Raw genomic sequence first — 24,945 nt, forward strand, 5'->3', positions numbered from 1 at the left:
TTTTTTTGCTACAGAACTCACGTCTTCAACCTCCCCTTCGCAAATAATAATCCCTATTATTTCTCAACTTTTAACGTCTTCAAATATGCATTTAATGCATCAACTTGGGCATCCGTTAAATTTCCATATTTGCCAGTCATTTTATTTCCCGGCTTCATATTTTCAGGATCTTTCAGCCATTTCTTCACATTTTCATCATTGTTTTCGGCAATGCCGGCAACCATATCGCGATCAGCGAAGTTTGCTAGGTTTGGTGCGATACGTGCAGAAGGTGGTCTACTATCATTTGATCCAACTGCATGACAACCAATACAGCTTTTATCAAATATTTCTTTACCTTCTTGCTCTTTTGTAGAAGCTACTTCTTTTTTGCCATCAATTTTCTTCATATCAGCAATCCAATTTTTGTACTCGCTTTCATTAACAGCTTTAACTTTAAATTGCATTAATGAATGTGATGGACCACAAAATTCTGTACAAAATCCATTATAAGTGCCCGCTTTATCTGCTTTTAACCACATTTTATTTACATTATCTGTATTCGTATCCATTTTTCCAGCTAATGATGGAACCCAGAACGAATGCTTAATGTCGGCACCTTTCAAATTTAAATAGACCTTCTTACCTGTGGGGATAACTAAATCTTGAGAAGTCACTATCTTTTCTGATTTATAAGAAAATTCCCACCAATAAAGATTCGCTGTTACATCAACAACGATTGTATCTTTATCGATATTCTTTTTCTCCATTGCACTTACATCAGCAAGTTTGAATGTATATGTAACCGTTGGAACAGCTAATATCAATAAAAGTAGAATCGGAATAACCGTCCAGATAATCTCTAGTTTGTGATTTCCTTCAACTTGCTGTGGAATGTAATCCTCCTGCCCTTTCCTTTGTCGGAAACGCACAATTACATACAAGAAAATAATAGTAACTACCAATACTACACCTACCATAATTGCACTTGCTAACAACAGTAAATCATATTGCATTTTCGCTACTTCACCTTGTGGAATTAAAGTAGATTGAAAGGCTTTACCGCATCCCCCTAACAGTAAAGCCATCAGTGAAACGAACGAAAACAGTCGCCACTGTTTCTTCATACAAACAACCCCCACTTTCTTTGTGAATTAGATTATACTTTATAATAAGTAAAGTAAATCTCAACGTAAAGAAATCCACTCGTGTCGTTGTCTTAGAAGAATGTAACTACAATCATTGACACAAATAAGATTGTCAAATAATTCAAGGAGTAGACAAACATTTGAACGGACCATTTGATGTCATCTTTCTTACGGAATCCATAGAATCCCAAAACAATCCATCCGATGTTAAGCAATGTTGCAATTATCATAAATGTTATGCCAAGCCCACTCATATAAAATGGTAATGGTAATAAACATACTGTCCAAATCATAATTTGGCGTTTTGTAATATCAAATCCATGAACAACCGGAAGCATTGGAATTCCTGCGTTTCGATATTCATCAACACGCTTCATCGCCAAAGCGAGGAAATGTGGGATTTGCCAAATAAACATAATCAAGAATAACATCCAAGCAATTGGATGATCTAAGCTAGGATGAATTGCCGCCCAACCAATTAAAGGTGGAACCGCTCCAGATACGCTACCTACCACTGTATTTAGCGTATATGCTCTTTTTGTCCACAAAGAATATAAAACAACATATGTGAAAGCACCAATAAAACCTATAAGTGCTGCCATCGCTGTTGTCAACAACAAAAATACAAATCCAAGAAGCAATAAAGTAACACCTAGCGTTAATACAAATCCAGGTTTATATTTTCCTGTTACCGTCGGACGGTTTTTTGTCCGTTCCATTAAGTGATCAATATCGCGATCAATATAGTTATTTAAGCTACATGACCCAGCCATAATGAGTGCGGAACCTACGATTGTAAAGAACATTTTATCTAAATGCTCTAAAGCATTCAACCCATTAAAATGTAGCGCTAACCAAAATCCAGTAAATACAGTTAATGTATTTGAATTGACAATCCCCATTTTAACGAGCGCTAATAAATCTTGTACACGCGTTGTCTCCGGTACATCTGTTACAGCTGACTCATCATGCAGCTCACTTGTTGCATGGTTCATCATTTCAACCCCCTCTTAAAACATTCGTCCTTCTTCTATGCTTAGACTCTCTAAAGCAGCGCGCTTCTATATGGCTATATTATTACAATAGAAATATTGTTAACTCATTCCACTGCTACTCTACGCTCATACTCCCATATATTAAATCATATTTTCCAAACATTTTGTGAAGAAAACATGAACTTTTTGTGTCGAATATTTAAAAACTTTTTCCGATTCATCCCTATCATAACATGATACTATTCTCTATAATAAACTATTTTGTCATATTTAGCATGCATTCTCTCTATTTCTTTTCATAATAAAAGTATTTTTCACTAAAATATGTATTTTTTATCCGTTTTTTCTTTTTGAACGCGTTTTATTCTATCTCTTCATGTCTTTGCTATTTTATTAGTTTTTATATATTATTAGGACTGTAATGCGTTTGGCCCTCCAAACGCAATCAGAATGAAAATATTTCACAATAACTTCATAACAGAAAGATGGTGAAAAAGATTGCAACGCTTTATTAAATGGTTAGCAGTCATTACAAGCCTAGACCTATTAGGTGTTCTACTAGGAGGAGCATTAGTTACAAAAACTGATTCTGGTCAAGGATGCGGTAAGTCGTGGCCACTTTGTAACGGTGAACTTGTTCCATCTAATCTATCAATGGAAACGATTATTGAGCTAAGTCACCGTTTAACATCCGGATCGGCAGGAATTCTCGTTACACTCCTTTGTATTTTATCTTGGAAATATTATAAGCATGTGCGCGAAACAAAACCGCTTGCTATTTTATCTTTTGTGTTTTTAGTTGCACAAGCATTAATGGGCGCAGCAGCTGTCGTTTGGGGACAAGTCCCTGCTGTACTAGCTATTCATTTTGGTATTTCCTTAATTTCGTTTGCCTCTGTTATTTTATTAGCGTGTCTCATTTTTGAAATCGATAAAAAATTTGATGCACGTTCTCTTATTATGGACAAAAAGATGAAATTCCATATTTATGGTGTAACAATTTACAGCTATCTTGTTGTCTATACAGGGGCTCTTGTACGTCATGAACGTGCAAGCTTAGCATGTCCAGAATTTCCGCTTTGTAGCAAAAATCGACCATGGCCGACTCAATTACATGAATGGGTGCAAATGGGGCATCGTGTTGCTGCAATCTTACTATTTGCTTGGATCGTATATGCAATGATTCTCGCTATTCGTCATTATAAACAGGAACGAGTAGTATACCTTGGATGGATTACTTCATTCATCCTTGTTACACTTCAAGCGATCGTAGGAATTTTAGTTGTATATACAAACGCTAGTCTTACAATGGCATTACTACACTCTCTCTTTATTTCATGTCTCTTTGCTGTATTATGTTATTTAGTCATGTTGGGAACAAGAAGTAAAGTAAATGCAAAACAAACGACATCAACAGAAAACAAACGATTCTTTTCATAAAGAAAACGAGCTGCTTTATCGCAGCTCGTTTTCTTTATGTTTATTATTTACAACGACGAATCCATGTTAGAAAAATTCAACTGACTTGTAGTTGTTTTTATCATTATTGTTCCAGTTCAATTAATAAATCTCCTGTTTGAATTGCATCTCCATCTTTCACGTACACTTTCTTCACTTTTCCATTAAACGGCGCTTGAACAGTTGTTTCCATTTTCATTGCTTCTGTAATTGCCATGGAATCACCTTTTTTGACTTCATCGCCTTCATTCACAACAACTTTAATAACTGTCCCTGGCATTGTTGCACTAATGTGATTTGGATTCTCGCGATTTCCTTTCACTCGTTGTGCAACTGTCGCCTTAATACTTTCATCCTTCACAACAATTTCACGAGGTTGTCCATTAAATTCAAAGTAAAGTACACGCGTTCCATCTGGTTGTGGTTCTCCAATTGAAACTAATTTCACCATCAATGTTTTACCTCGTTCAATTTCAACACCGATTTCTTCTCCAAGTCTCATACCATGGAAGAATGTTGGAGTATCCAGCACAGATACATCTCCATAAAGCCCTGCAACCTTCTCATAATCCATAAATACTTTTGGATATAACGCATATGCGACAACATCAAAAATTGTTACTTCGCGTCCTAGCTTATGGAATAACTCTTCTTTTAAAGCTTCAAAGTCCACGGGTTCTAATAATTCACCTGGTCTTACAGTTAACGGCTCTTTTCCTTTTAAGATAATTTTTTGTAATTCTTTTGGAAAACCACCATATGGCTGTCCAAGGTCACCAGAGAACATCTCAACAACTGAGCTTGGGAAATCTAAAGCATGACCACGTTCAAAAATGTCTTGTTCTGTCAGATGGTTTTGTACCATAAACAATGCCATATCCCCAACAACTTTTGATGACGGTGTTACCTTTACAATATCTCCGAACATATCATTCACGCGGCGATACATCACTTTTACTTCATCGAAACGATCTCCTAATCCAACTGCTTTCGCTTGTTGTTGCAAGTTACTATACTGACCGCCTGGCATTTCATGCATATATACCTCAGTATGTGGAGCATTCATACCACTTTCAAACGGAGCATAATATTTTCGTATATCTTCCCAGTAATGAGAAAGTTTTTCTAACGATTGAATATTAACATCTGGTTGTCTTTCATTTCCACCTAATGCGTAGTATAACGTATTTGCACTTGGCTGTGACGTTAAGCCTGCCATAGAGCTTACTGCTACATCGACAATATCAACACCAGCTTCAATTGCTTTCGTATACGTTAAGATACCATTTCCACTCGTATCATGTGTATGAAGGTGAATTGGAATTGATACTGTGTCTTTTAAAGCTGAAATGAGGTCATAAGCCGCATTTGGCTTTAATAAGCCAGCCATATCTTTAATACCTAAAATATGAGCACCAGATGCTTCTAGTTCTTTTGCTAAGTCTTTATAGTATTGTAAATCGTATTTACTGCGCATTGGGTCATGAATATCCCCTGTATAGCACATTGTTGCTTCCGCAATCTTACCGCTATCTCGTACAGCATTAATAGCAATGCTCATACCTTCAACCCAGTTTAAACTATCAAATATGCGGAAAACATCAATACCAGCTTGCGCGGAACATTCTACAAACTTTTGAATGAGATTATCGGGATAGTTTTTGTAACCCACTGCATTTGCTGAACGAAGTAACATTTGGAATAATACATTCGGCATACTTTCACGAAGTTGCAGTAATCGTTCCCATGGATCTTCTTTCAAGAAACGGTATGCCACATCAAATGTAGCTCCTCCCCACATCTCTGTAGAGAATAAATTTGGTAACATTCTCGCCGTCGGCTCAGCAATTTGCATTAAATCCTTCGTACGAACACGCGTTGCCAATAGAGATTGATGGGCATCACGGAATGTTGTGTCTGTTAACAATACACGTTTTTGATCTTGTACCCATTTTACAAGGCCATCTGCCCCATGCTTATCTAAAATTTGTTTTGTACCTGTTTGGATTGGTTCATAATGTTTTACATTTGGTATACGTGCATCTGGGAAAATCGGCTTTTCTTTTTTTCCTACTCCTGGGAAACCATTTACCGTTACTGTCCCGATATAGCTTAACATTTTTGTACCACGGTCTTTACGTTTCGGGAATACAAATAATTCAGGTGATGCATCTATAAATGATGTGTCATATTCTCCTGATAAGAAATTTTTATGCTTCACTACATTCTCTAAGAATGGAATATTTGTTTTAATACCACGAATACGGAATTCTTTTAAGTTACGCTCCATTTTTGCAGCAGCTTGTTCAAATGTAAGTGCCCAAGTTGTCACTTTTACAAGTAATGAATCATAGTACGGCGTAATAACTGCCCCTTGAAAGCTATTACCTGTGTCAAGACGAACACCGAATCCTCCCCCTGAACGGTATGCCATAATTTTTCCTGTATCAGGCATAAAGTTATTGAGCGGATCTTCTGTTGTTACACGTGATTGGATAGCATAACCATGAATGATGATATCTTCTTGTTTTGGTATGCTCATAATCTCGCTATGTAAAGTGTGGCCATCTGCAATTAAAATTTGTGATTGTACGATATCAATTCCTGTAACCATCTCTGTAATCGTATGTTCTACTTGTACACGTGGATTTACTTCGATGAAGTAAAAATCATCACCTTTCACAAGAAATTCCACCGTACCAGCATTTAAATAATTCACATTTTTTGTTAACTTCACTGCCGCCTCACAAATACGATGGCGCAGGTCATCCGAAAGTGACACACTTGGTGCAATTTCAACCACTTTTTGATGACGACGTTGTACAGAGCAATCTCGCTCATATAAATGAACGACATTTCCTTCTTCATCTGCTAATATTTGTACTTCTATATGCTTAGGCTTTTCAACAAATTTTTCAACATATACTTCATCGTTACCAAAAGCTGCTTTTGCTTCTGACTTTGCTCGATTATATGAGTCTTCCAGCTCATTATGATTACGAACAATACGCATACCTCTACCGCCACCACCAAGGGAAGCTTTAATCATAATTGGATACCCATATTTTGTCGCAAATTCTTCAACGTCTTCTAATGAATCCACAGGTCCGTCGCTACCAGGAATAACTGGAATATTTGCTAATTGCGCCTGTGTTCTTGCTTTTACCTTATCCCCAAACATATCTAGATGTTTGCTCTTCGGCCCAATAAAAATGATTCCCTCTTCTTCACAGCGTTTTGCAAATTGAATATTTTCTGATAAGAAGCCATAACCAGGATGAATCGCATCTACATTGTTATTTTTGGCAATTTCAATAATCCCTTCAATATCCAAGTAAGCATCAATCGGTTTCTTGCCTTCCCCCACTAAATAAGATTCATCCGCTTTATATCGATGATAAGAACGGCTATCTTCTTTTGAATAAATTGCAACTGTACTTAAACCAAGCTCTGCACAAGCTCTAAATACACGAATTGCAATTTCCCCACGGTTAGCTACCAATACTTTTTTAATGCGTTGCAGCTTTGTCATAATTTTCCCCTCTACTTTCCTACCACTCTAGAGATTACATAGATATAGATATACACCTTAAAGAGCGTGAAGTTCTTCACTTTCTTTTTCAATCTATATCTAGAAAGTTTTACTTTATTTTTATACATCATACCTTATTTTTCAACAAATGATAAGTTTTCTAATCAATTTGTTTCATAAAAATAGTATAGCATACCTTTCCATATTGTAACACCCTTTTTGTATAACACATTTAAGTAAAAACGACATACTTTTATTGTATAAAAACAAAAAGCATAACACTTTTACTTATAATAAAAGAGGTTACCCTAAAAATATGACTTTCAGGACAACCTCTTTTCTGGAAATTATAATGTTGTAATACTCATGATCTTTCACTCTACTTCACCACAACAAGATGCGGTTCTCTTTTCTCTCTTTCTGATTCCACTTCACTTCGTTGTTTCTCTTGCTGTTTCACATGGCTACTTATATTACATAATATGCCCATTGCAATTAAATTCGCCGTTAAAGAACTACCACCGTAACTGACAAATGGTAAAGGTACACCAGTAAGCGGGATTACGCCCGACATACCACCAACATTAACAAACGTTTGAACACCAATTAAACTAGCAAGTCCAATTGCAATTAAACTACCAAAAGGATCTTTACATTTTTGTGCAATTCGAAATGCGCGAATGATAATAAGTAACAAACTAATTAAAACAATCGCTACCCCGATAAAACCAAGTTCCTCAGATATGATTGCCATAATAAAGTCTGTTTGTGGTTCTGGTAAATACCCATATTTTTGTATACTATTACTTAGCCCCTTACCATGTAGACCTCCTGAAGCAATGGCAACATAGGAATTTATGAGCTGAAATCCATCCCCTTGTGGATCTGCAAATGGATCAAGAAACACAGCAAAACGAGCTTTTTGGTATTCGCTAAGCATGTGATTCCCTATAAAATACAGAGCAGGAATCCAAACGATGGAGGTTAATGCAAGTCGTTTTATCCATATGTTAATGCGAACGCCTGAGCAAAGGAACATACTTCCTACCATGCCCACAATTAATATATCAGTTCCTAAATCATTTTGCTTTAAAATAATAAACATGATCAAACCAACAACAAACAATGTAAGTGCGGAACCTTGAAAAACCGGCGTATCCGTCTCTTGTTTCTTTGCAAAAAAACGAGCTAATAAAATAATAACGAATATTTTCACGAATTCTGCCGGCTGTATTCCTAATATCCAGCCTCTTGCACCGTTTACCTCTTTACCAAAAACGTAAGCCGCTGCTAATAATCCTATACTTCCTAAACCCATTAATACGACAATAATTCTTTTTCTCCAAAGTCTATACGGAATAATCGAAATAAAAACGAAGACGATTCCTCCAATAGCTAAAATGAATAATTGTTTATTAAAAAAGAAGTTCGCTGGTTTATTCTTCATAATCGCAACGATGGAGCTAGCACTGTATACCATTATAACTCCCAATACACATAAAATAATAAGAGGAAGTAATAATGAATAGTCCATTCTTTTCCATATTTTTTTCATTTCATTTCCTCTTTCTATTTTCATTTTAATTATTGTTGTATTCCATATGTGTATATTGTCTTCCTGCTTTATAGACAAATAAAAAGCTCAAACTGATTCAGTTTGAGCCCCTTTATTTGAACCCGTCATCATTTTTTATTTGTAAATGCTTCATGAAGTGCTGATAATTCCCGTTCAAGCTCTCCTAACATCTCTTTTCCTTGTTCTTCAGAAATAAGATCAAGACGAACCGCAAAGTCAACCTCACGGGATAAACCAAACATTTGTGTATCTAGCACTTCTTCATATAATGGACACTGCGGCATCGTAAGGTGGTCCATTTGTACCTTAATAAGTCTTAAAATCTTCTCCGCATCCGCTTGTAGAAGGGCAAGTGCCTTTTCCTGATGATTTGTTACTGTCTCAGACGCCAAATTGATTCCCTCCGTTTCCGTCCTACTCTCCTATCCTATCTATTAATATTAGCGATAGTTTTGACAAATTGCAATAGAAACATTTTTTGTGACATCCTTGTCTAATCCTATTATACTGAAAAGTGGGAGTATAATACAAATGGGGGAACAACAATGAGCGAAATTTTGTTTATTAGTGGAAAAGTTCGTTTTCCACTTACGATTGATCCAAGCGTTTGGATCTTTGATGATCGAAAAGTAGACTTAACAACTTACTTTCATGAACCACAACAAGAAACATCTGAATTAGAAACATATTTAAAGCATACTTCTGAACATTGGGATCGAGAGATTCGTGATGGAGCAGCTTTCCCACCAATTCAAAAAAGCGTCAAAAAATTTAAAAAGGAAAAACTTATTACAGGAACTTTCGGAATGCCATTTCAACCTTTTCTTAAAAACGCGGAAGTTATGAACGGTGTGACGAAGATAAAAATAAAAACACTTCATGATGAAATTACATTGCCGCTAGAACAAGCAAAAGATGCCATTCTTGGTTTTTCAAAAGATGGGAAACCACTGAGAGAAGACGGGCCTGTTCATCTTTATTTTGGAGATGGCTCGAATCAAAATAATCCCATTCGAAATATCCGGAAATTCATAATTATATGAGTAATACTCTGTATTCCATCACAAGTGATTCTTTCCTGTTTTGACAAAAAGGAGTAGGGATAATCCCCTACTCCTTTTTACAATAAATCCGCTGCTAATTGAGCTAAATTAGACCGCTCACCTTTCACAAACTTCACATGACCGCTAATTTTTTGTTCCTTCAGTTTCTCAACCACATATGTTAAACCATTATTATATTCATCTAAATAAGGATGGTCAATTTGCTGCGGGTCTCCCATTAATACGATCTTACTCTTTTCTCCTACCCTTGTTAAAATCGTCTTCACTTCATGCTTTGTTAAGTTTTGCGCTTCATCGATAATAATAAATTGATCTGGAATACTTCTTCCTCTTATATACGTCAGTGCCTCTACTTCAATTGAGCCCATACCGGCTAATATAGCATCTAATTCTCCTGGCTTTTTTGTATTGAATAAATATTCAAGATTATCAAAAATCGGTTGCATCCACGGTCTCAACTTTTCCTCTTTTTCACCTGGCAAATAACCGATATCTTTCCCCACAGGAACAATAGGCCTTGCTACAAGGAGCTTTTTATACAATCCTAAATCTTCTGTTTGCATAAGCCCAGCAGCTAAAGCAAGCAATGTTTTCCCTGTCCCCGCTTTTCCTGTTAAAGTAACTAACGGAATATCTTCTCGCAACAACAATTCTAACCCCATAATTTGTTGTACATTGCGCGGACGTATTCCCCAAACTTGTTCATTATGAAACACTAACTTTTTCACTTTTTTCCCTGAACTATCTACAATGCCAAGTGCAGAGCTTGATCCACCAAGCGCATCTTTCATCACAATAAACTGATTGGGATAAAACGGATGATTCGCAATTTCCGATAAAGGAAGTTCTCCTTTTTCATAAAAATAATCCAATTGTACTTTTGATATGTAACCTTCTAAAAAACCTGAATATATATTCTCCACTTCAATAACTCGATCGCTTAAATAATCTTCAGCTTGCAGCCCTAAGGCATCCGCCTTTACTCTGACAAGGACATCCTTACTGACTAAAATAACCAGCTTTCCATTCTCTTTTTCTTGCTCTTCTAATGATAAATTTTTTGCCACTGCTAAAATGCGATTATCATTTGTTTTTTCTACAAAAATATCTTGCAGTTGAACAAATGAACGATGATTTAACTCAATCCGAAATGTCCCTCCATTTTCAAGAGGAATACTGTCATATAATTTTCCAAGCTCACGAAATTTATCAATTAACTTAGATACATAGCGAGCATTTCGTCCAACTTCATCCATATAGCGTTTTTTCGAATCAACCTCTTCTAATACAACTGCTGGAATCACTACTTCATTTGTTTCAAAAGAAAAAATAGATAACGGATCTTGTAAAAGTACATTCGTATCTAACACGTAGATTTTATCCAACCTGTTACCCCCTGACTCCACTTTTAAGTTTGTAGAACAAGGGTTTCATCCATAATATGGACGAACCATTGTTATAATTATATGTACCGTATAAACGAGGTAGAATCGAAATTCATATAAATTTAATTTTTCTTCCTCTTCAATTTAGAAAACAAATCAAAATTTATAACCTATAAGAAGACAAAAGTTACCTATTCACTCGCTGAAGTACATATAATCACCTTTATAATTCTTTCATACCCGTCAGCACTTGATTATCTAATTTTTTAGCCGCTCGTAAATCATATGTCTTCTCAAAAGTTGGTTCAGTAGCAAGTCTTGCCCCATAAAACATCACATCACGAACCTCTTGTATCGCTACCTCTATCACTGTTAATTTCAATGGAATTCCTTCCATCTTTTCAGTTATAAACTTTGCTTCGCCGCTTATGGAAAATACGGATTCATTCGCCATGATTGTTAATACAATTCCTGTATTGTGACGCAAATTTTCCACAATACGCGAGCGCTGATCAACAGCAAAACGAATACTTTCTTCACTCATTGCATATACCCATGAAATAGCACTTACATTAGGAATCTTTTTTTCAAAATCAACTGTAGCAACTGTAACAATATTCTCTCTACGTAAAATTCGCATTAAAGATTCTGATAATTTAAGCTCTACTACATTCGCCATATTTCCACCTCCAAGTTTTTCTTATCTTTATGATAACTTATTTTTAGAATTGCGAAAATATTATTTTTTTCCTCTATATCTCAAAAACATTGAACTTACATGATATACTTATATCGATAGAACTTGTATTGAGGTGACGAAATGAGAGTCAAATGCATGATTTGCGATAAGAAAGATAAGCTAGATGATGAAAATCCTTTGGCTAAAAAGCTTCGTAACCGCCCAATTCATACATATCTGTGTCCAGAATGTACAGAACGTATTGCAGAACGTACAATGAAACGTCACGCAACCGGAAAGTTTCATTTATACCAAGATAAAACAGTAGAAGATGAGTGGTAATATAAATAAGTCCTTAATCATTCAGATAAGGGCTTATTTATATTTCTCTGGTTCCCAATTTATCCCGCTACTTTAGGGCAGTAACAGTCCAATTGGTGAAAATTCATGATCAGCGGGGGGATGAAGAGCCCCCCACTAGTTAAAGTTTCACTTTATCTGGTCTATAAAACAATCGATTGATTCTAACAGAAACCTCACATACCCCATTTCTTGCTCTTTTTCATACGTAACTATATACATTTCTTCTCTTTTTTCTACTTTTACATTCTTTAATTGATAATCTTCGTATACTATGTTGTGAAATAGCTCATAGGTTTCTTGCGCAGCTATATCATCTGGTCGTGCTTCAACAACTGTTTTGATTGTTAACCAGTTGTATAATGCATCTTGTATAGAATGCATGAGCTCCCCCTCCTCTTGCTTAACTTGCTTTTTGTTGTTTTGCTTGTCGCAGGCGCAGCTTATAAATTCCTAATACAAGTGCCGCTACAACAAGTCCTTCTCCAACTGGTAAGAAAACAGCAAAAAATGTGAGAACGGTGCATCCAATCGCTAACGAAGCATAAATAACAATATTTTTTAATACCGATAATTTCCTCGCAAACCCTAAATGATAAACAATGGCACTTAAAACGATAATAGTACCGTAAAGCATCCACATTCCCACTTTAGGATTCGTATCTACTTGATATAGATTTGCAAAAAAAGACATTTTCTCAAGCATCCTCTTTTCTCCCCCTACTAACAACAAAAATCGCGTTCTTCTGTTTTTTATTATATGTTCTACTACCTACTATAAGAGTACCTTGCAACAAAAATACTGTCCACCTAAAAGAGTAAATTTTCAAAAAATAAAACCTTTAAAAAAAGAGCCGTCTTTTGAAAAGACAGCTCCTTCTCTTAAGCTTCTACAGATTTTTTTCTCTTCGCAGCTTTTTCACGTTCATTTTTATCTAGAATTTTTTTGCGCAAACGAATAGATTCTGGCGTTACTTCACAATACTCATCATCATTTAAATACTCTAATGATTCTTCTAATGTCATAATGCGTGGTTTTTTCATTGTTGAAGTTTGGTCTTTTGTTGCAGAACGAATATTAGTTTGTTGCTTCATTTTTACAATGTTAACCGTTAAATCATTTTCACGTGTATGCTCTCCAACAATCATACCTGTATATACTTCTGTACCAGGTTCAACGAAGATGACACCGCGATCTTCAACTTGCATAATACCATATTGTGATGCTTTCCCTGTTTCAAGTGAAACGAGAACACCTTGACGACGTCCACCAACTTGTCCAGCATGTACTGGTTGATAGCTGTCAAATGTGTGGTTCAAAATACCATAACCACGTGTTAACGTTAAGAATTCTGTTGTATAACCAATTAATCCACGTGCTGGCACCATAAATGTTAGACGAACTTGACCATTTCCGTTATTCACCATATCTAACATTTCGCCTTTGCGAGCTCCCATAGATTCCATAATGGAACCAGTATATTCTTCTGGTACATCGATTTGCACGCGCTCTACAGGCTCACATCTCACACCATCGATTTCTTTAATAATTACTTCTGGTTTTGATACTTGTAATTCATAGCCTTCACGACGCATATTTTCAATTAAGATTGACAAATGTAATTCCCCACGGCCAGATACAATCCATGCATCAGGAGAGTCTGTATTCTCTACACGTAAACTTACATCTGTTTCTAATTGCGAGCGAAGACGCTCTTCGATTTTACGAGATGTAATATATTTCCCTTCACGACCTGCAAATGGGCTATTATTTACAAGGAACGTCATTTGTAATGTCGGCTCATCAATGCGCAATAAAGGTAGAGCTTCTTGATGGTCAATCGGACATACTGTTTCCCCAACGTTAATGTCTTCCATACCAGAAACAGCTACTAAATCGCCGGCTTTTGCTTCTTCAATTTCTTGACGTTTTAATCCCATGTAACCAAAGATTTTTGTTACGCGGAATTGCTTCACACTTCCGTCCACTTTCATTAAAGCAACTTGCTGTCCTACTTTCATTGTACCGCGGAATACACGCCCAACTCCGATACGGCCTACATAATCATTATAGTCAAGAAGAGCTACTTGGAATTGCAATGGCTCATCGCTATTATCGATTGGTGCTGGAATATGATTGATAATTGTTTCAAATAATGACTTCATATTCTCTTCTTGATTTGCTGGATTTGGATCCAAGCTTGCTGTTCCGTTCATCGCTGAAGCGAATACAACCGGAAACTCTAATTGATCTTCATTTGCACCTAGCTCAATGAATAAATCTAATACTTCATCAACAACTTCTTCCGGACGAGCAAAGTCGCGATCAATTTTGTTTACAACAACGATTGGCGTTAAGTTTTGTTCAAGTGCTTTCTTTAATACAAATCGTGTTTGTGGCATACAACCTTCATATGCATCAACAACAAGTAAAACACCATCAACCATTCGCATGATTCGTTCTACTTCACCACCGAAATCAGCGTGTCCAGGTGTATCTAAAATGTTAATTCGTTTATCTCCATAGTGAATCGCTGTATTTTTCGCTAAAATCGTAATACCGCGTTCTCTCTCTAAATCATTCGAATCCATTGCACGTTCTTCTACATGCTCATTTGCACGGAACGTTCCCGCTTGACGTAATAACTGGTCAACAAGTGTTGTTTTACCATGGTCAACGTGGGCAATAATTGCTATATTACGTAAATCTTGTCGTTTTTTCAACATGTCCAACTCCTAGTGTCTTTTTAATCCTTCTCTATTATAAGAGCGAAGAGGATATAATGGCAATCAAAATAAAATCAAGAATGAAAATATAGTTGTATTCTTACTTTTGTGAAAGTAAAATAAAATTGGAGGGTGAAGATATGGAACACATTCAGTACCGCTTTTTATTAACAGCCATTATCGGTGTTATTTTCTTGATCGGCATCGGAATTATGATTGCTGAAAATAGCCCCATCGGTATTATTATTTGCATTATTGGTACATTTGTTACAGTTGGATACGGCTTTATAACAAAACGAAAAATGCGCAAATCACAATAACATGAAAAAGTAAGAAGCTTACTATAGCCTCTTACTTTTTTTGCTATTGTGATACAAATGGTAACAATTCATCATATACGCCTGGTTTCGCCACTAGTACACTACTTTTTTCTACAATAGAAATTGGTGTCCCAGTAAATGTTGTCACTTTGCCACCAACTTCTTCAACAATAATTTTCCCACCACCAAAATCCCAAGGAGATAACCGCGGCGTTATATAAGCATCCAACCTTCCAGTTGCCACATATACCATCTCTAATGCAGCACAACCATACGAACGTGTTCCTCTTGCCTTTTTAACAAGCTGCATCATTTTTTCCATATGAAGCAACGGGTTATCAGTAAGCCATGTCGCATTTAAAGCAACTATGCTACTTTCTAACGCTCCTTCTTGTAACAGCGGAATAGATACACCATTACAAAACGCCCCTTCCCCTTTTACAGCATGATATAACTCATCATGTACGGGATCATAGATAAGACCGATTATTCCGATACCGTTCTTATAAATACCAATCGAAATAGCAAAATTTCGTTTTTGATGAACAAAATTCATCGTACCATCGATTGGATCAATTAACCAAACAATCCCATTAGAAGAAGTGACTTCATCCCCATACCCTTCTTCCCCTAAAATATAATGTTCTGGGAATGTTTCTTTAATTTTCCCAATGAAAAATTGTTCTATTTCCCGATCCATATTCGTTACTAGATCGGCCGCATTTGACTTTGTTTCAATGATAAGGGCTTGTTTTAGCGATGCCCTTAAGCTCTCTCCTGCTTCTCGAACCCACTGTTTTGCATGTGTATCAATTTCTTTCCATACCTCTTGCATATTTTAAACACTCCGATCTATACTGTTCACAGAAAAAACGAACCCTTTATAAGGTTCGCACCAACTTAATTTTTATACATATACTATTATTACGCTTCTAAACGAATCATTTCAAGCCTTAAGGCTTCCAATTTTTGGACGCATTCTTCTTTTTTCCGATTGTCATTTTCCATCATCGCATCGTATAACGTTGCTAATTCATAATCTAACTCTAACCTTAATACCGGAATTCTTTTTTCAGCATCTGTTCTCTTTAATGCATTAATCACCTGTCTCATAGTATTTGCCTCCTCCCAATATTCGTCTGCCCTCGGACTAGAATTAACTTAATTTTCTGATTTTTTGTTTTATACTATACTATGTTGGATAAAGTATCTATGCAACAAATTTATATTTTTTTACCGATTTTTTTGTGCTGTTCTTTTTATGAATCGTACAAGCTATGCTAAAATAAAAACAAACTAGGAGTTGGAGGAACGATTATGACATTACAAACTTTTCAATCAGCTGACTTTGCTGTCTTTTCAGTTGACGGTCTTGAAAGACGCATGAATGCAATCAAAACACATATCCAGCCAAAATTAGAAACATTAGGGGAACGATTTTCCCATTACTTATCTGACCAAACTGGCGAACCTTTTTTCTATCATGTTGCCAAACATGCACGTCGCAAAGTCAATCCACCAAACGATACTTGGGTTGCTTTTTCAACAAATAAACGCGGCTATAAAATGTTGCCACACTTTCAAATTGGCTTATGGGGCACCCATGCTTTCATATACTTTGGTTTAATCTATGAGTGTCCACAAAAAGAGGTAGCGGCTCATGCCTTATTAGAACATTTAATTGATTTAAAAACAAATATACCAAATGACTTCGTTTGGTCCATTGACCACACTAAACCAGATGTTCTACCACATAACACATTAGAGGCAAAAGATTTACAAAAAATAATTGAGCGATTAGCTACTGTTAAAAAGGCCGAGTTATTAGTTGGAATTCATATAGCACCAGAGGAATTTTCGTCTATGACAAATGAACAATTTCAAACTAAGATTGAATCGACAATCCACTCACTCCTTCCTTTATATAACATTTGCAATCGATAGTAGAAAACGGACAATTACTATTGTCCGTTTTTAGTTGTTATCATATTATAGCACTCTAAAATTAATTTTTCAAAATTTTTTTACATTTTAACAATCTTATGTTCTTCTGTATCTTTCCCTTTTTGTATTGTACGATAGATTGAATAACCGCTTACTTCCTGAAATTCTTTATCAATTTTCTTTTCTTCGGCTTTGGATGGAACAATTTGTTTGAACTTGCGATATAAATCCATCAATTCTTCTTTAACAATTCCTTTTTCATTTGCTCTTTCTATCGCCTCATAAAATTTCACAACAGTAATCATCTCTTCATTCGACCAATCATAATCAAGTGGATATTGATATTCCATATTTACACCTCATCTATCTTTATTGTTCTGTTATTATGCTACCGTAAAGACTACAATTTCATCCTTGATATAGCTTCTTTGTATTATACACTATTTTGCTAGTCTAAGTTGTCATTATCCCCATAGACTATTTCAGTGTATATTATATTTTGTATCCATGCAGTTAAAAATAATATTTTTCTATACATCTATAATTATTGGTGATATAATGCTTTTGTTTTATAGAAAATAAAGTGATACTTCCATTTTTCACGAGTGGTAAGTCAAACAAATCTAGTTCTTGAAGACGATGATATAACAAACATCTTCTAAGTAGAACAGAGTCACATAAAACAAAATAAATAGAAGAAGGGGTGTATAGATTGTCCCAATACAAAACACCATTGTTTACCGCTTTAGTAGAGCACAGTAAGCGAAATCCAATTCAATTTCATATTCCTGGTCATAAGAAAGGCCAAGGAATGGATCCTGTATTTCGTGAATTTATTGGGCATAATGCATTAGCAATTGACTTAATTAACATTGCACCGCTTGATGATTTACATCATCCAAAAGGTATGATTAAAGAAGCACAAGATTTAGCAGCAGCAGCGTTCGGTGCAGATCATACGTTTTTTTCCGTTCAAGGTACAAGCGGAGCAATTATGACAATGGTGATGAGCGTATGTGGTCCCGGAGATAAAATTCTTGTACCACGAAACGTTCATAAATCTGTAATGTCAGCCATTATTTTCTCAGGTGCAAAACCAATTTTCATTCATCCTGAAATTGATGCGAAACTTGGTATTTCACATGGTATTACCATACATTCTGTAAAAAAAGCACTCGATGAACATCCCGATGCGAAAGGATTGCTTGTAATTAATCCAACATACTTTGGATTTGCCGCAGATTTGCAACAAATTGTTGAATTAGCCCATTCCTACGAAATACCTGTACTAGTTGATGAAGCTCATGGTGTCCATATCCATTTCCATGATGAATTACCGATGTCAGCGATGCAAGCTGGCGCAGATATGGCTGCAACAAGTGTGCATAAACTAGGTGGCTCTTTAACACAAAGTTCCATTTTAAATGTAAAAGAGGGCCTCGTAAATGTAAAGCATGTCCAATCCATTATTAGCATGCTTACTACAACATCGACTTCTTATATTTTATTAGCTTCCCTCGATGTTGCAAGAAAACGATTGGCAACAGAAGGAAGAGAGCTAATAACAAAAACAATAGAGCTAGCTGAACGTGTTCGTAGTGCTGTCAATCATATTGAACATCTTTATTGTCCTGGAAAAGAAATGTTAGGCACCGACGCAACATTTCGTTACGATCCAACAAAGCTTATCATATCTGTGAAAGACTTAGGAATTACAGGTCATGAAGCCGAATTATGGTTAAGACAACACTATAATATTGAAGTCGAGCTTTCAGACCTATATAACATTCTATGTCTGATTACACTAGGAGACACAGAAGACGAGACAAATGTACTCATTGCAGCTCTACAAGAACTAGCTACAACATTTAAACATCGTGCAGATAAAGGCGTTCAAGTACAAGTAGAAATTCCAGAAATTCCTGTACTAGCTCTTTCTCCACGAGATGCTTTTTATTCAGAAACAGAAGTTATTCCGTTTGAAAATGCTGCTGGCCGCATTATAGCAGATTTTGTAATGGTTTATCCCCCAGGGATTCCAATCTTTACTCCAGGAGAAATTATTACACAAGAAAACTTAGATTATATCCAGAAAAATTTAGAAGCTGGATTACCTGTTCAAGGTCCAGAAGATATGACACTCCAAACATTGCGTGTCATTAAGGAGTTTAAGCCTATCAGTTGATAGGCTTTTTTTTCACCATTTCCTCTTTTATTCATACGCTATTACAGAATGTAGCGTATAGGTGGGATACCATTATGATTGTGATTGGGCGTTCTATTGTACATCCTTATATCATGAATGAAAATGAACCGTTTGCTGCCGAAAAACAACAATTTTTATCGATAATGACCGGAAATCAAGAAGTATACTCCTTTCGAACAGCCGCTGAACTCAGCTTTGATTTAAATGTAAGGATGCATATTATTACCTCTGCATTAGAACTTTTTCAAAGTGGATTTCAGTTCCGTACATTCGTGACATCTTTTTGTAATGAAGAATATTGGCAACGAACAGCACTAGGAGGATTTCAATTGCGTCCCGGTGTATCATCTTCCATTGCAATACGAGATATTTTTAAAAATGGTAAAATGTACGGAACTGAATGTGCAACAGCAATGATTATTATATTTTATAAAGCATTGTTAGAACTATATGATGAAGAAATATTCAACCATTTATTTGCAAATCTTCTATTATATACATGGGATTATGATCGTGATTTAAAATTAATAACAAAGACATCTGGAGATATTGTTCCAGGTGATTTAGTCTACTTTAAAAATCCTCAAGTGAATCCTGCTTCTATCGAATGGCAAGGAGAAAATGCAATTTATTTAGGTAACTCTTTTTATTACGGTCATGGAGTTGGTGTAAAAACAAAAGAACAAATCATTTATCTGTTAAATGATAGAAGAATCCCCTCTGCTTTTATTTCAGCCTATTTAACCGATTTTATTACGCGTATAGATAGCCGCATCATGAGCCAATATGCTTCTCATACTCCACCACAAACCTCACTGGGATTTATCCCTATTAGAGACGATGCAATTGTAGCAACTATCGGACATACAACTACTATCTATTAAAAAAGCATCTGCATTCGCAGACGCTTTTTTTCTACTATTAAGCTTTTACATGTTTCTCATGGCCACATTCACAATGAGATCCACATTTTCCGTAAAGTACTGTTGTTTTTTCTTCTTCAAAGTATGCGATTGTACTTTCACAATCTTGACATACGATTGTTCCCATTTTTCTTTTCCCCCTAATTGAATGGTCCTAAAAACTTTTCTAGCTGCAAAATTTATATACTACTGGGCCTTTGTATGTTCCTTGTGACCACATCCGCAAGATCCACATTTTCCGTAAAGTATTGTTACCTTTTCATCTTCGAAGTGTGCGATTGTACTTTCACAATCTTGACATACGATTGTTCCCATTTTTCTTTTCCCCCTAAGTTTGTAATCCCAAAAACTTTTGTAACCGCTTAACTTTCTGACTCTATTTTAATATGTTATACTTTTAAAGTCAATAGGTTTTTTAGTATAACACATTTTAAATTTTTATTTCGCATTAGTATGAAACAATAATACAAAAAACAACCATATTTCATACGACTGTTTCTGTTTTTTCATTCTTCATGCTCAGCATGTACAGAGGAAGTTTGCGGAACAAGAAATTTAAAAAATTGGGCTAAATCATTTGCTTCTTCTTCTGATACCAATTTAAATATTTCTTGTAAATGTTGGGTATTTTCTACATCATCTGGTCCAAGAAGTGTTGCTCTCCCCGTCTGCATACAAACGACAAGTGGTTTTCCAAAAAACATATTTGTATAAATAACTCCAAAATCATAGCGATTTTCATGCGTCATAAACCCTAAAAAGCGTATATGGACATTCTCATGTTCATCATACAATTTCTCGAACATCTCATTACTCCTTTCAAAAGACCGTCTCCTTCCCGTATATATTAAACGAAAAAAAGAAATAACCTTTTAATTGTCAAAAAATTCAAAGCGATGTTACAATACAATTGTAACTGACATTAGGAGGGATCTTTTATGCAGCATGCCTTTATAAAACTTGTGTCTAAATCTAAAAAACAGTCTGTCTCATTAGATGACATCAAAGAATTTTTCCAATATTATAAAACAATCACTTCACAAACTGGCACGCAAATTCATTACGCATATGCAGACTTTGCCTTTCCTTATGAAATAGTAGATACTTCAGATTCGACGCTAGAACTAAAATCGAATCATGAGCGATATAACTGTATTTATGTAGGAGTTGACTCCGAAAATGACCAAACTTTTATTCAAATTTCTTTGCCTTCTACAGCAACATTCGGAGACAAAGGAAAAGCAAATGAATTTTGCCGTTTTTTAGCAAAAAAATTAGAGGGTGAACTACAACTATTTAATGGAAGAACAATGTATTTTTATAAGCGGTAAGATTTAAAAGAGGTAAGAGATGATTAAAAACACGATGCCATTTATACAAGTGAGAATGAATGCTTGTTTTCTTATAGGAAGCACAACATATGTAATTACATATGCAAGATAGAGAAACATAAAGAAGAGCATTATTTTATAATGAACCTTATCACCACTTGACAAGGATAACACAATAGAAAAACCACTCCATAAAAGAAAATGATAAAATATAACATGTATATATTTCATGGACCGTCTCCTTTGACATGCTCTATTTTATTATAATATATGGGATTGAAAGCAAATCAATTCCATAATAGAAACAAGTTTATTTTCTTAAAACCCCACTCCCTTATAGGGCAACTGCTTTCATTTCACATCTACAAGTTTGTCTCTATACAATTCTCCAATCAAGTGCAACTTTAATGAATAGGAAGGTCTTTCATCCCCCGCTGATTATGAGTCCTCACCAAGCAGGCTACTACTCCCCTAAAATAGCGGGATAAAGACCTTAAAAGTAAGAAAAAAACGCCTCTTACAGAATAAGAGACGTTTTTTTCTTACTTACTATATTATTTTACAATGTGAATTGGCATTCCAAGAGCAACTTCTGCTGCTTCCATTGTAATTTCACCTAATGTTGGGTGAGCATGGATTGTTTGTGCAATATCTTCTGCTGTCATACCCGCTTCGATAGCAAGTCCTAACTCAGAGATAATATCAGAAGCACCTGCACCTGCAACTTGTGCACCTACAAGAAGACCATCTTCTTTACGTGTTACAAGTTGTAAGAAACCGTCTGTGCTGTTTAATGATAATGCACGACCGTTTGCAGCGAATGGGAATTTAGATACAGCTACGCTCATTCCAGCTTCTTCTGCTTGTTTCTTCGTATAACCAACAGATGCTAATTCTGGATCAGTGAAGCATACTGCTGGAATTCCAATGTAATCGATTGCTGCTGCATGACCACTAATAGCTTCAGCTGCTACTTTACCTTCGTAAGAAGCTTTGTGCGCTAATGGTGGTCCAGGAACGATATCACCGATTGCATAGATGTTTGGTACATTTGTACGGCATTGCTCATCGATTTCGATTAGACCGCGATCAGTCATTTTAATTCCAAGTTGCTCAAGACCGATTTCTTGAGTATTTGGACGACGACCTACAGTTACTAATACGTAATCTGCTTCTACAGTTTGTACTTCGCCTTTTACTTCGAAGCTAACTTTTACGCCGTTTTCAGTTTCTTCAACGCCTTTAGCCATAGCTTTCGTATGGATTGTAACGTTTCCTTTTTTCTGAAGAGCACGTTTTACAACTGAGCTCATTGCTTTTTCGAAACCAGCTAAGATTTCGTCACCAGCTTCTACTACAGTAACTTCTGTACCGAAGTTAGCATAAGCAGTACCTAATTCCATACCGATGTAACCGCCGCCGATTACAACAAGTTTTTTAGGAATTTCAGGCAAACTTAAAGCACCTGTAGAGTTGATAACGCGTTTAGAATATTTGAATCCTGGAATTTCAATTGGTGTAGAACCAGTTGCAAGGATTGCATTTTTGAATGTATAAGTTTGTGCTGCATCTTCAGTCATTACACGTAATGTATTTGCATCTACGAAGTAAGCTTCACCGCGAATGATTTCAACTTTGTTTCCTTTAAGAAGGCCTTCTACACCGCCAGTTAATTTCTTAACTACGCCATTTTTCCATTCTTGAACTTTTGTGAAGTCCACTGTTACATTTTCAGCGATAATACCCATGTCATCAGAATGTTTTGCATGCTCAAAACGATGACCTGCATTAATTAACGCTTTAGAAGGAATACATCCAACGTTTAAGCATACGCCTCCAAGGTTAGCTTTTTCAATAACTGCTACCTTTTGACCTAATTGTGCTGCACGAATTGCTGCAACATATCCACCAGGACCTGCACCAACAACGACTGTATCTAATTCAATTGGGAAATCTCCTACTACCATTGTTATTACGCCTCCATTACTAATAATTGTGGGTCGTTTAATAGACGTTTAATTTGGTTTAATGCTTTTTGAGCAGTTGCACCGTCAATTAAACGATGGTCAAAGCTTAGAGATAATGCTAATACTGGAGCTGCAACGATCTCACCATTTTTCACAACTGGTTTTTCAGCGATGCGACCAATACCAAGGATTGCTACTTCTGGGTGATTGATAACTGGAGTGAACCATTGTCCACCAGCAGAACCAATGTTTGTGATTGTGCAAGAAGCACCTTTCATTTCAGCAGGAGCTAAGCGACCTTCACGCGCTTTTGTAGCAAGCTCATTAATCTCACTAGAGATAGCAAAGATAGACTTGCGATCAGCATCTTTAACAACTGGTACTAAAAGACCTTTATCAGTATCAGCTGCGATACCAATATTGAAGTAATGTTTATGAACAATTTCTTGAGTTGCATCATCTAAAGAAGTGTTCAACATTGGGAATTCACGTAATGCAGATGTTAAAGCTTTTACAACATATGGAAGGTAAGTTAATTTAATACCTTTGTCAGCTGCAACAGCTTTGAATTTCTTACGATGAGCAACAAGCTCTGTTACATCTACTTCGTCCATTAATGTTACGTGAGGAGCTGTATGTTTAGAGTTAACCATTGCTTTCGCAATCGCTTTACGGATACCGCTCATTTTCTCGCGAGTTTCTGGGTATTCACCAGCTGGGATTGGTTGTGCTTTTGGCGCTTCTTCTTGAGCCGCTGGAGTAGCTGCTGGAGCTTCTGCTGCAGCTTCAGTAGTCGCTGCTTGTCCACCATTTACAAATGCATCAATGTCAGCTTTTACAACGCGACCGTTTTTACCAGATCCTGCCACTTTATGGATGTCTACACCTTTTTCACGAGCATATTTACGAACAGATGGCATAGCGATTACGCGCTCATTTGTTGTTTCTGCTACTGGAGTAGCTGCTGCTGGAGCTTCTTCTTTTGCTTCCTCAGCTTTTGGAGCATCGTCATGCTCGTCACCTTTAAATTTAAGGTTTTCGTAACCAGGAGCATCAAATTTAACAAGAACATCTCCTACTACTGCAACTGTTCCTTCTTCTACAAGTACTTCAAGTACTTTACCTTTTACAGGAGAAGGGATTTCTACTACTGCTTTATCATTTTGTACTTCAAGAAGTACGTCGTCTTCGTTTACTTCATCGCCTGGTTTAATAAACCATTTTACGATTTCACCTTCGTGGATACCTTCACCGATATCTGGTAGTTTAAATTCAAATGCCACGGAATTCATCCCCCTGATTCATTTCATTATTATGGAATATGTACAAAAGAAATCAACATGTGCTGACT

At 36.1% G+C, this 24,945-nt stretch carries 27 protein-coding genes; 8 read left to right on the forward strand and 19 right to left on the reverse strand.

Features of this window, described 5'->3' with window-relative positions:
- Window positions 1-56: 56 nt before the first annotated feature.
- Window positions 57-1,106, reverse strand: a complete 1,050-nt coding sequence (gene coxB / locus MR059_RS07800; protein WP_012095094.1) for a cytochrome c oxidase subunit II — start codon at window positions 1,104-1,106, stop codon at window positions 57-59.
- Between the two features lie 92 nt (window positions 1,107-1,198).
- Window positions 1,199-2,122, reverse strand: coding sequence for a heme o synthase (gene cyoE, locus MR059_RS07805; RefSeq protein ID WP_041809950.1), 924 nt, complete (start codon window positions 2,120-2,122; stop codon window positions 1,199-1,201).
- 498 nt (window positions 2,123-2,620) lie between these two features.
- Between cyoE and MR059_RS07810 the strand changes: the two genes are divergently transcribed.
- On the forward strand, window positions 2,621-3,562 hold the full coding sequence (locus MR059_RS07810; RefSeq protein WP_012095096.1) for a COX15/CtaA family protein: 942 nt from the start codon (window positions 2,621-2,623) through the stop codon (window positions 3,560-3,562).
- 103 nt (window positions 3,563-3,665) lie between these two features.
- Here the strand turns inward: MR059_RS07810 and pyc are convergent, their stop codons facing one another.
- The 3 genes from pyc to MR059_RS07825 form a co-directional block, all read right to left on the reverse strand.
- Window positions 3,666-7,112, reverse strand: coding sequence for a pyruvate carboxylase (gene pyc, locus MR059_RS07815; protein WP_210351756.1), 3,447 nt, complete (start codon window positions 7,110-7,112; stop codon window positions 3,666-3,668).
- Window positions 7,113-7,491: 379 nt separating this feature from the next.
- On the reverse strand, window positions 7,492-8,667 hold the full coding sequence (locus MR059_RS07820) for an FtsW/RodA/SpoVE family cell cycle protein (protein WP_012095098.1): 1,176 nt from the start codon (window positions 8,665-8,667) through the stop codon (window positions 7,492-7,494).
- 128 nt (window positions 8,668-8,795) lie between these two features.
- Window positions 8,796-9,080, reverse strand: a complete 285-nt coding sequence (locus tag MR059_RS07825) for an Fpa/YlaN family protein (protein ID WP_012095099.1) — start codon at window positions 9,078-9,080, stop codon at window positions 8,796-8,798.
- 153 nt (window positions 9,081-9,233) lie between these two features.
- On the opposite strand from MR059_RS07825, the gene MR059_RS07830 reads away from it, so the two are divergent.
- Window positions 9,234-9,731: a peptidyl-prolyl cis-trans isomerase gene (locus MR059_RS07830; protein WP_210351757.1), complete on the forward strand. Its 498-nt coding sequence runs from the start codon at window positions 9,234-9,236 to the stop codon at window positions 9,729-9,731.
- Window positions 9,732-9,808: 77 nt separating this feature from the next.
- Here MR059_RS07830 and MR059_RS07835 read toward each other — a convergent pair whose 3' ends face one another.
- Window positions 9,809-11,137 (reverse strand): PhoH family protein, encoded by a 1,329-nt coding sequence (locus MR059_RS07835; protein WP_210351758.1) that lies wholly within the window; start codon window positions 11,135-11,137, stop codon window positions 9,809-9,811.
- 223 nt (window positions 11,138-11,360) lie between these two features.
- On the reverse strand, window positions 11,361-11,816 hold the full coding sequence (locus tag MR059_RS07840) for a pyridoxamine 5'-phosphate oxidase family protein (protein ID WP_048721875.1): 456 nt from the start codon (window positions 11,814-11,816) through the stop codon (window positions 11,361-11,363).
- A gap of 141 nt (window positions 11,817-11,957) precedes the next feature.
- On the opposite strand from MR059_RS07840, the gene MR059_RS07845 reads away from it, so the two are divergent.
- Window positions 11,958-12,158 carry a YlaI family protein gene (locus tag MR059_RS07845; RefSeq protein ID WP_012095103.1) on the forward strand — a complete coding sequence of 67 codons (201 nt, stop codon included), beginning with the start codon at window positions 11,958-11,960 and terminating at the stop codon, window positions 12,156-12,158.
- Between the two features lie 147 nt (window positions 12,159-12,305).
- Here the strand turns inward: MR059_RS07845 and MR059_RS07850 are convergent, their stop codons facing one another.
- From MR059_RS07850 to typA, 3 genes are all read right to left on the reverse strand, one after another.
- Window positions 12,306-12,560: a hypothetical protein gene (locus tag MR059_RS07850; protein WP_012095104.1), complete on the reverse strand. Its 255-nt coding sequence runs from the start codon at window positions 12,558-12,560 to the stop codon at window positions 12,306-12,308.
- Window positions 12,561-12,579: 19 nt separating this feature from the next.
- A complete protein-coding gene (locus tag MR059_RS07855) occupies window positions 12,580-12,882 on the reverse strand; it encodes a YlaH-like family protein (protein WP_012095105.1) in 303 nt (100 codons plus the stop codon).
- A 176-nt stretch (window positions 12,883-13,058) separates the two neighbouring features.
- Window positions 13,059-14,903, reverse strand: coding sequence for a translational GTPase TypA (typA, locus tag MR059_RS07860; RefSeq protein ID WP_012095107.1), 1,845 nt, complete (start codon window positions 14,901-14,903; stop codon window positions 13,059-13,061).
- 140 nt (window positions 14,904-15,043) lie between these two features.
- On the opposite strand from typA, the gene MR059_RS07865 reads away from it, so the two are divergent.
- A complete protein-coding gene (locus MR059_RS07865; protein WP_000400124.1) occupies window positions 15,044-15,223 on the forward strand; it encodes a DUF5325 family protein in 180 nt (59 codons plus the stop codon).
- A 43-nt stretch (window positions 15,224-15,266) separates the two neighbouring features.
- On the opposite strand, the gene MR059_RS07870 is transcribed toward MR059_RS07865, so the two are convergent.
- Both MR059_RS07870 and MR059_RS07875 read right to left on the reverse strand, forming a co-directional pair.
- Window positions 15,267-16,058 carry an inositol monophosphatase family protein gene (locus MR059_RS07870; RefSeq protein WP_012095110.1) on the reverse strand — a complete coding sequence of 264 codons (792 nt, stop codon included), beginning with the start codon at window positions 16,056-16,058 and terminating at the stop codon, window positions 15,267-15,269.
- Window positions 16,059-16,147: 89 nt separating this feature from the next.
- On the reverse strand, window positions 16,148-16,336 hold the full coding sequence (locus tag MR059_RS07875; protein WP_012095114.1) for a hypothetical protein: 189 nt from the start codon (window positions 16,334-16,336) through the stop codon (window positions 16,148-16,150).
- 204 nt (window positions 16,337-16,540) lie between these two features.
- Between MR059_RS07875 and MR059_RS07880 the strand changes: the two genes are divergently transcribed.
- Complete coding sequence (locus tag MR059_RS07880; RefSeq protein WP_210351759.1) at window positions 16,541-17,167, forward strand: YktB family protein; 627 nt, start codon at window positions 16,541-16,543, stop codon at window positions 17,165-17,167.
- Between the two features lie 80 nt (window positions 17,168-17,247).
- On the opposite strand, the gene MR059_RS07885 is transcribed toward MR059_RS07880, so the two are convergent.
- The gene (locus MR059_RS07885; protein WP_012095116.1) at window positions 17,248-17,517 is read right to left on the reverse strand and encodes a UPF0223 family protein; all 270 of its coding nucleotides are present in this window, start codon (window positions 17,515-17,517) and stop codon (window positions 17,248-17,250) included.
- A 362-nt stretch (window positions 17,518-17,879) separates the two neighbouring features.
- Between MR059_RS07885 and MR059_RS07890 the strand changes: the two genes are divergently transcribed.
- The gene (locus MR059_RS07890; RefSeq protein WP_012095118.1) at window positions 17,880-19,352 is read left to right on the forward strand and encodes an aminotransferase class I/II-fold pyridoxal phosphate-dependent enzyme; all 1,473 of its coding nucleotides are present in this window, start codon (window positions 17,880-17,882) and stop codon (window positions 19,350-19,352) included.
- A 74-nt stretch (window positions 19,353-19,426) separates the two neighbouring features.
- The gene (locus tag MR059_RS07895) at window positions 19,427-20,257 is read left to right on the forward strand and encodes a protein-glutamine gamma-glutamyltransferase (RefSeq protein WP_210351760.1); all 831 of its coding nucleotides are present in this window, start codon (window positions 19,427-19,429) and stop codon (window positions 20,255-20,257) included.
- A gap of 37 nt (window positions 20,258-20,294) precedes the next feature.
- Here the strand turns inward: MR059_RS07895 and MR059_RS07900 are convergent, their stop codons facing one another.
- From MR059_RS07900 to MR059_RS07910, 3 genes are all read right to left on the reverse strand, one after another.
- Window positions 20,295-20,423 carry a GapA-binding peptide SR1P gene (locus MR059_RS07900; RefSeq protein ID WP_012095123.1) on the reverse strand — a complete coding sequence of 43 codons (129 nt, stop codon included), beginning with the start codon at window positions 20,421-20,423 and terminating at the stop codon, window positions 20,295-20,297.
- A 59-nt stretch (window positions 20,424-20,482) separates the two neighbouring features.
- Complete coding sequence (locus tag MR059_RS07905; protein WP_012095124.1) at window positions 20,483-20,611, reverse strand: GapA-binding peptide SR1P; 129 nt, start codon at window positions 20,609-20,611, stop codon at window positions 20,483-20,485.
- A 191-nt stretch (window positions 20,612-20,802) separates the two neighbouring features.
- Window positions 20,803-21,102: a DUF3055 domain-containing protein gene (locus MR059_RS07910; RefSeq protein ID WP_012095125.1), complete on the reverse strand. Its 300-nt coding sequence runs from the start codon at window positions 21,100-21,102 to the stop codon at window positions 20,803-20,805.
- A gap of 132 nt (window positions 21,103-21,234) precedes the next feature.
- On the opposite strand from MR059_RS07910, the gene MR059_RS07915 reads away from it, so the two are divergent.
- Window positions 21,235-21,627: a DUF1885 family protein gene (locus tag MR059_RS07915; protein ID WP_048721857.1), complete on the forward strand. Its 393-nt coding sequence runs from the start codon at window positions 21,235-21,237 to the stop codon at window positions 21,625-21,627.
- 3 nt (window positions 21,628-21,630) lie between these two features.
- Here the strand turns inward: MR059_RS07915 and MR059_RS07920 are convergent, their stop codons facing one another.
- The 3 genes from MR059_RS07920 to MR059_RS07930 all read right to left on the reverse strand — a co-directional run bounded on the left by MR059_RS07920 (window position 21,631) and on the right by MR059_RS07930 (window position 24,877).
- Window positions 21,631-21,858, reverse strand: a complete 228-nt coding sequence (locus MR059_RS07920) for a hypothetical protein (RefSeq protein WP_012095127.1) — start codon at window positions 21,856-21,858, stop codon at window positions 21,631-21,633.
- Between the two features lie 323 nt (window positions 21,859-22,181).
- Entirely contained in the window at window positions 22,182-23,594 is a 1,413-nt protein-coding gene (lpdA, locus tag MR059_RS07925) for a dihydrolipoyl dehydrogenase (protein WP_012095128.1), read from the reverse strand.
- 5 nt (window positions 23,595-23,599) lie between these two features.
- Window positions 23,600-24,877, reverse strand: coding sequence for a dihydrolipoamide acetyltransferase family protein (locus MR059_RS07930; RefSeq protein ID WP_048721852.1), 1,278 nt, complete (start codon window positions 24,875-24,877; stop codon window positions 23,600-23,602).
- Window positions 24,878-24,945 lie beyond the last annotated feature (68 nt).

The organism is Bacillus cereus group sp. BfR-BA-01522 (assembly GCF_022662635.1).
GTDB lineage: Bacteria > Bacillota > Bacilli > Bacillales > Bacillaceae_G > Bacillus_A > Bacillus_A cytotoxicus.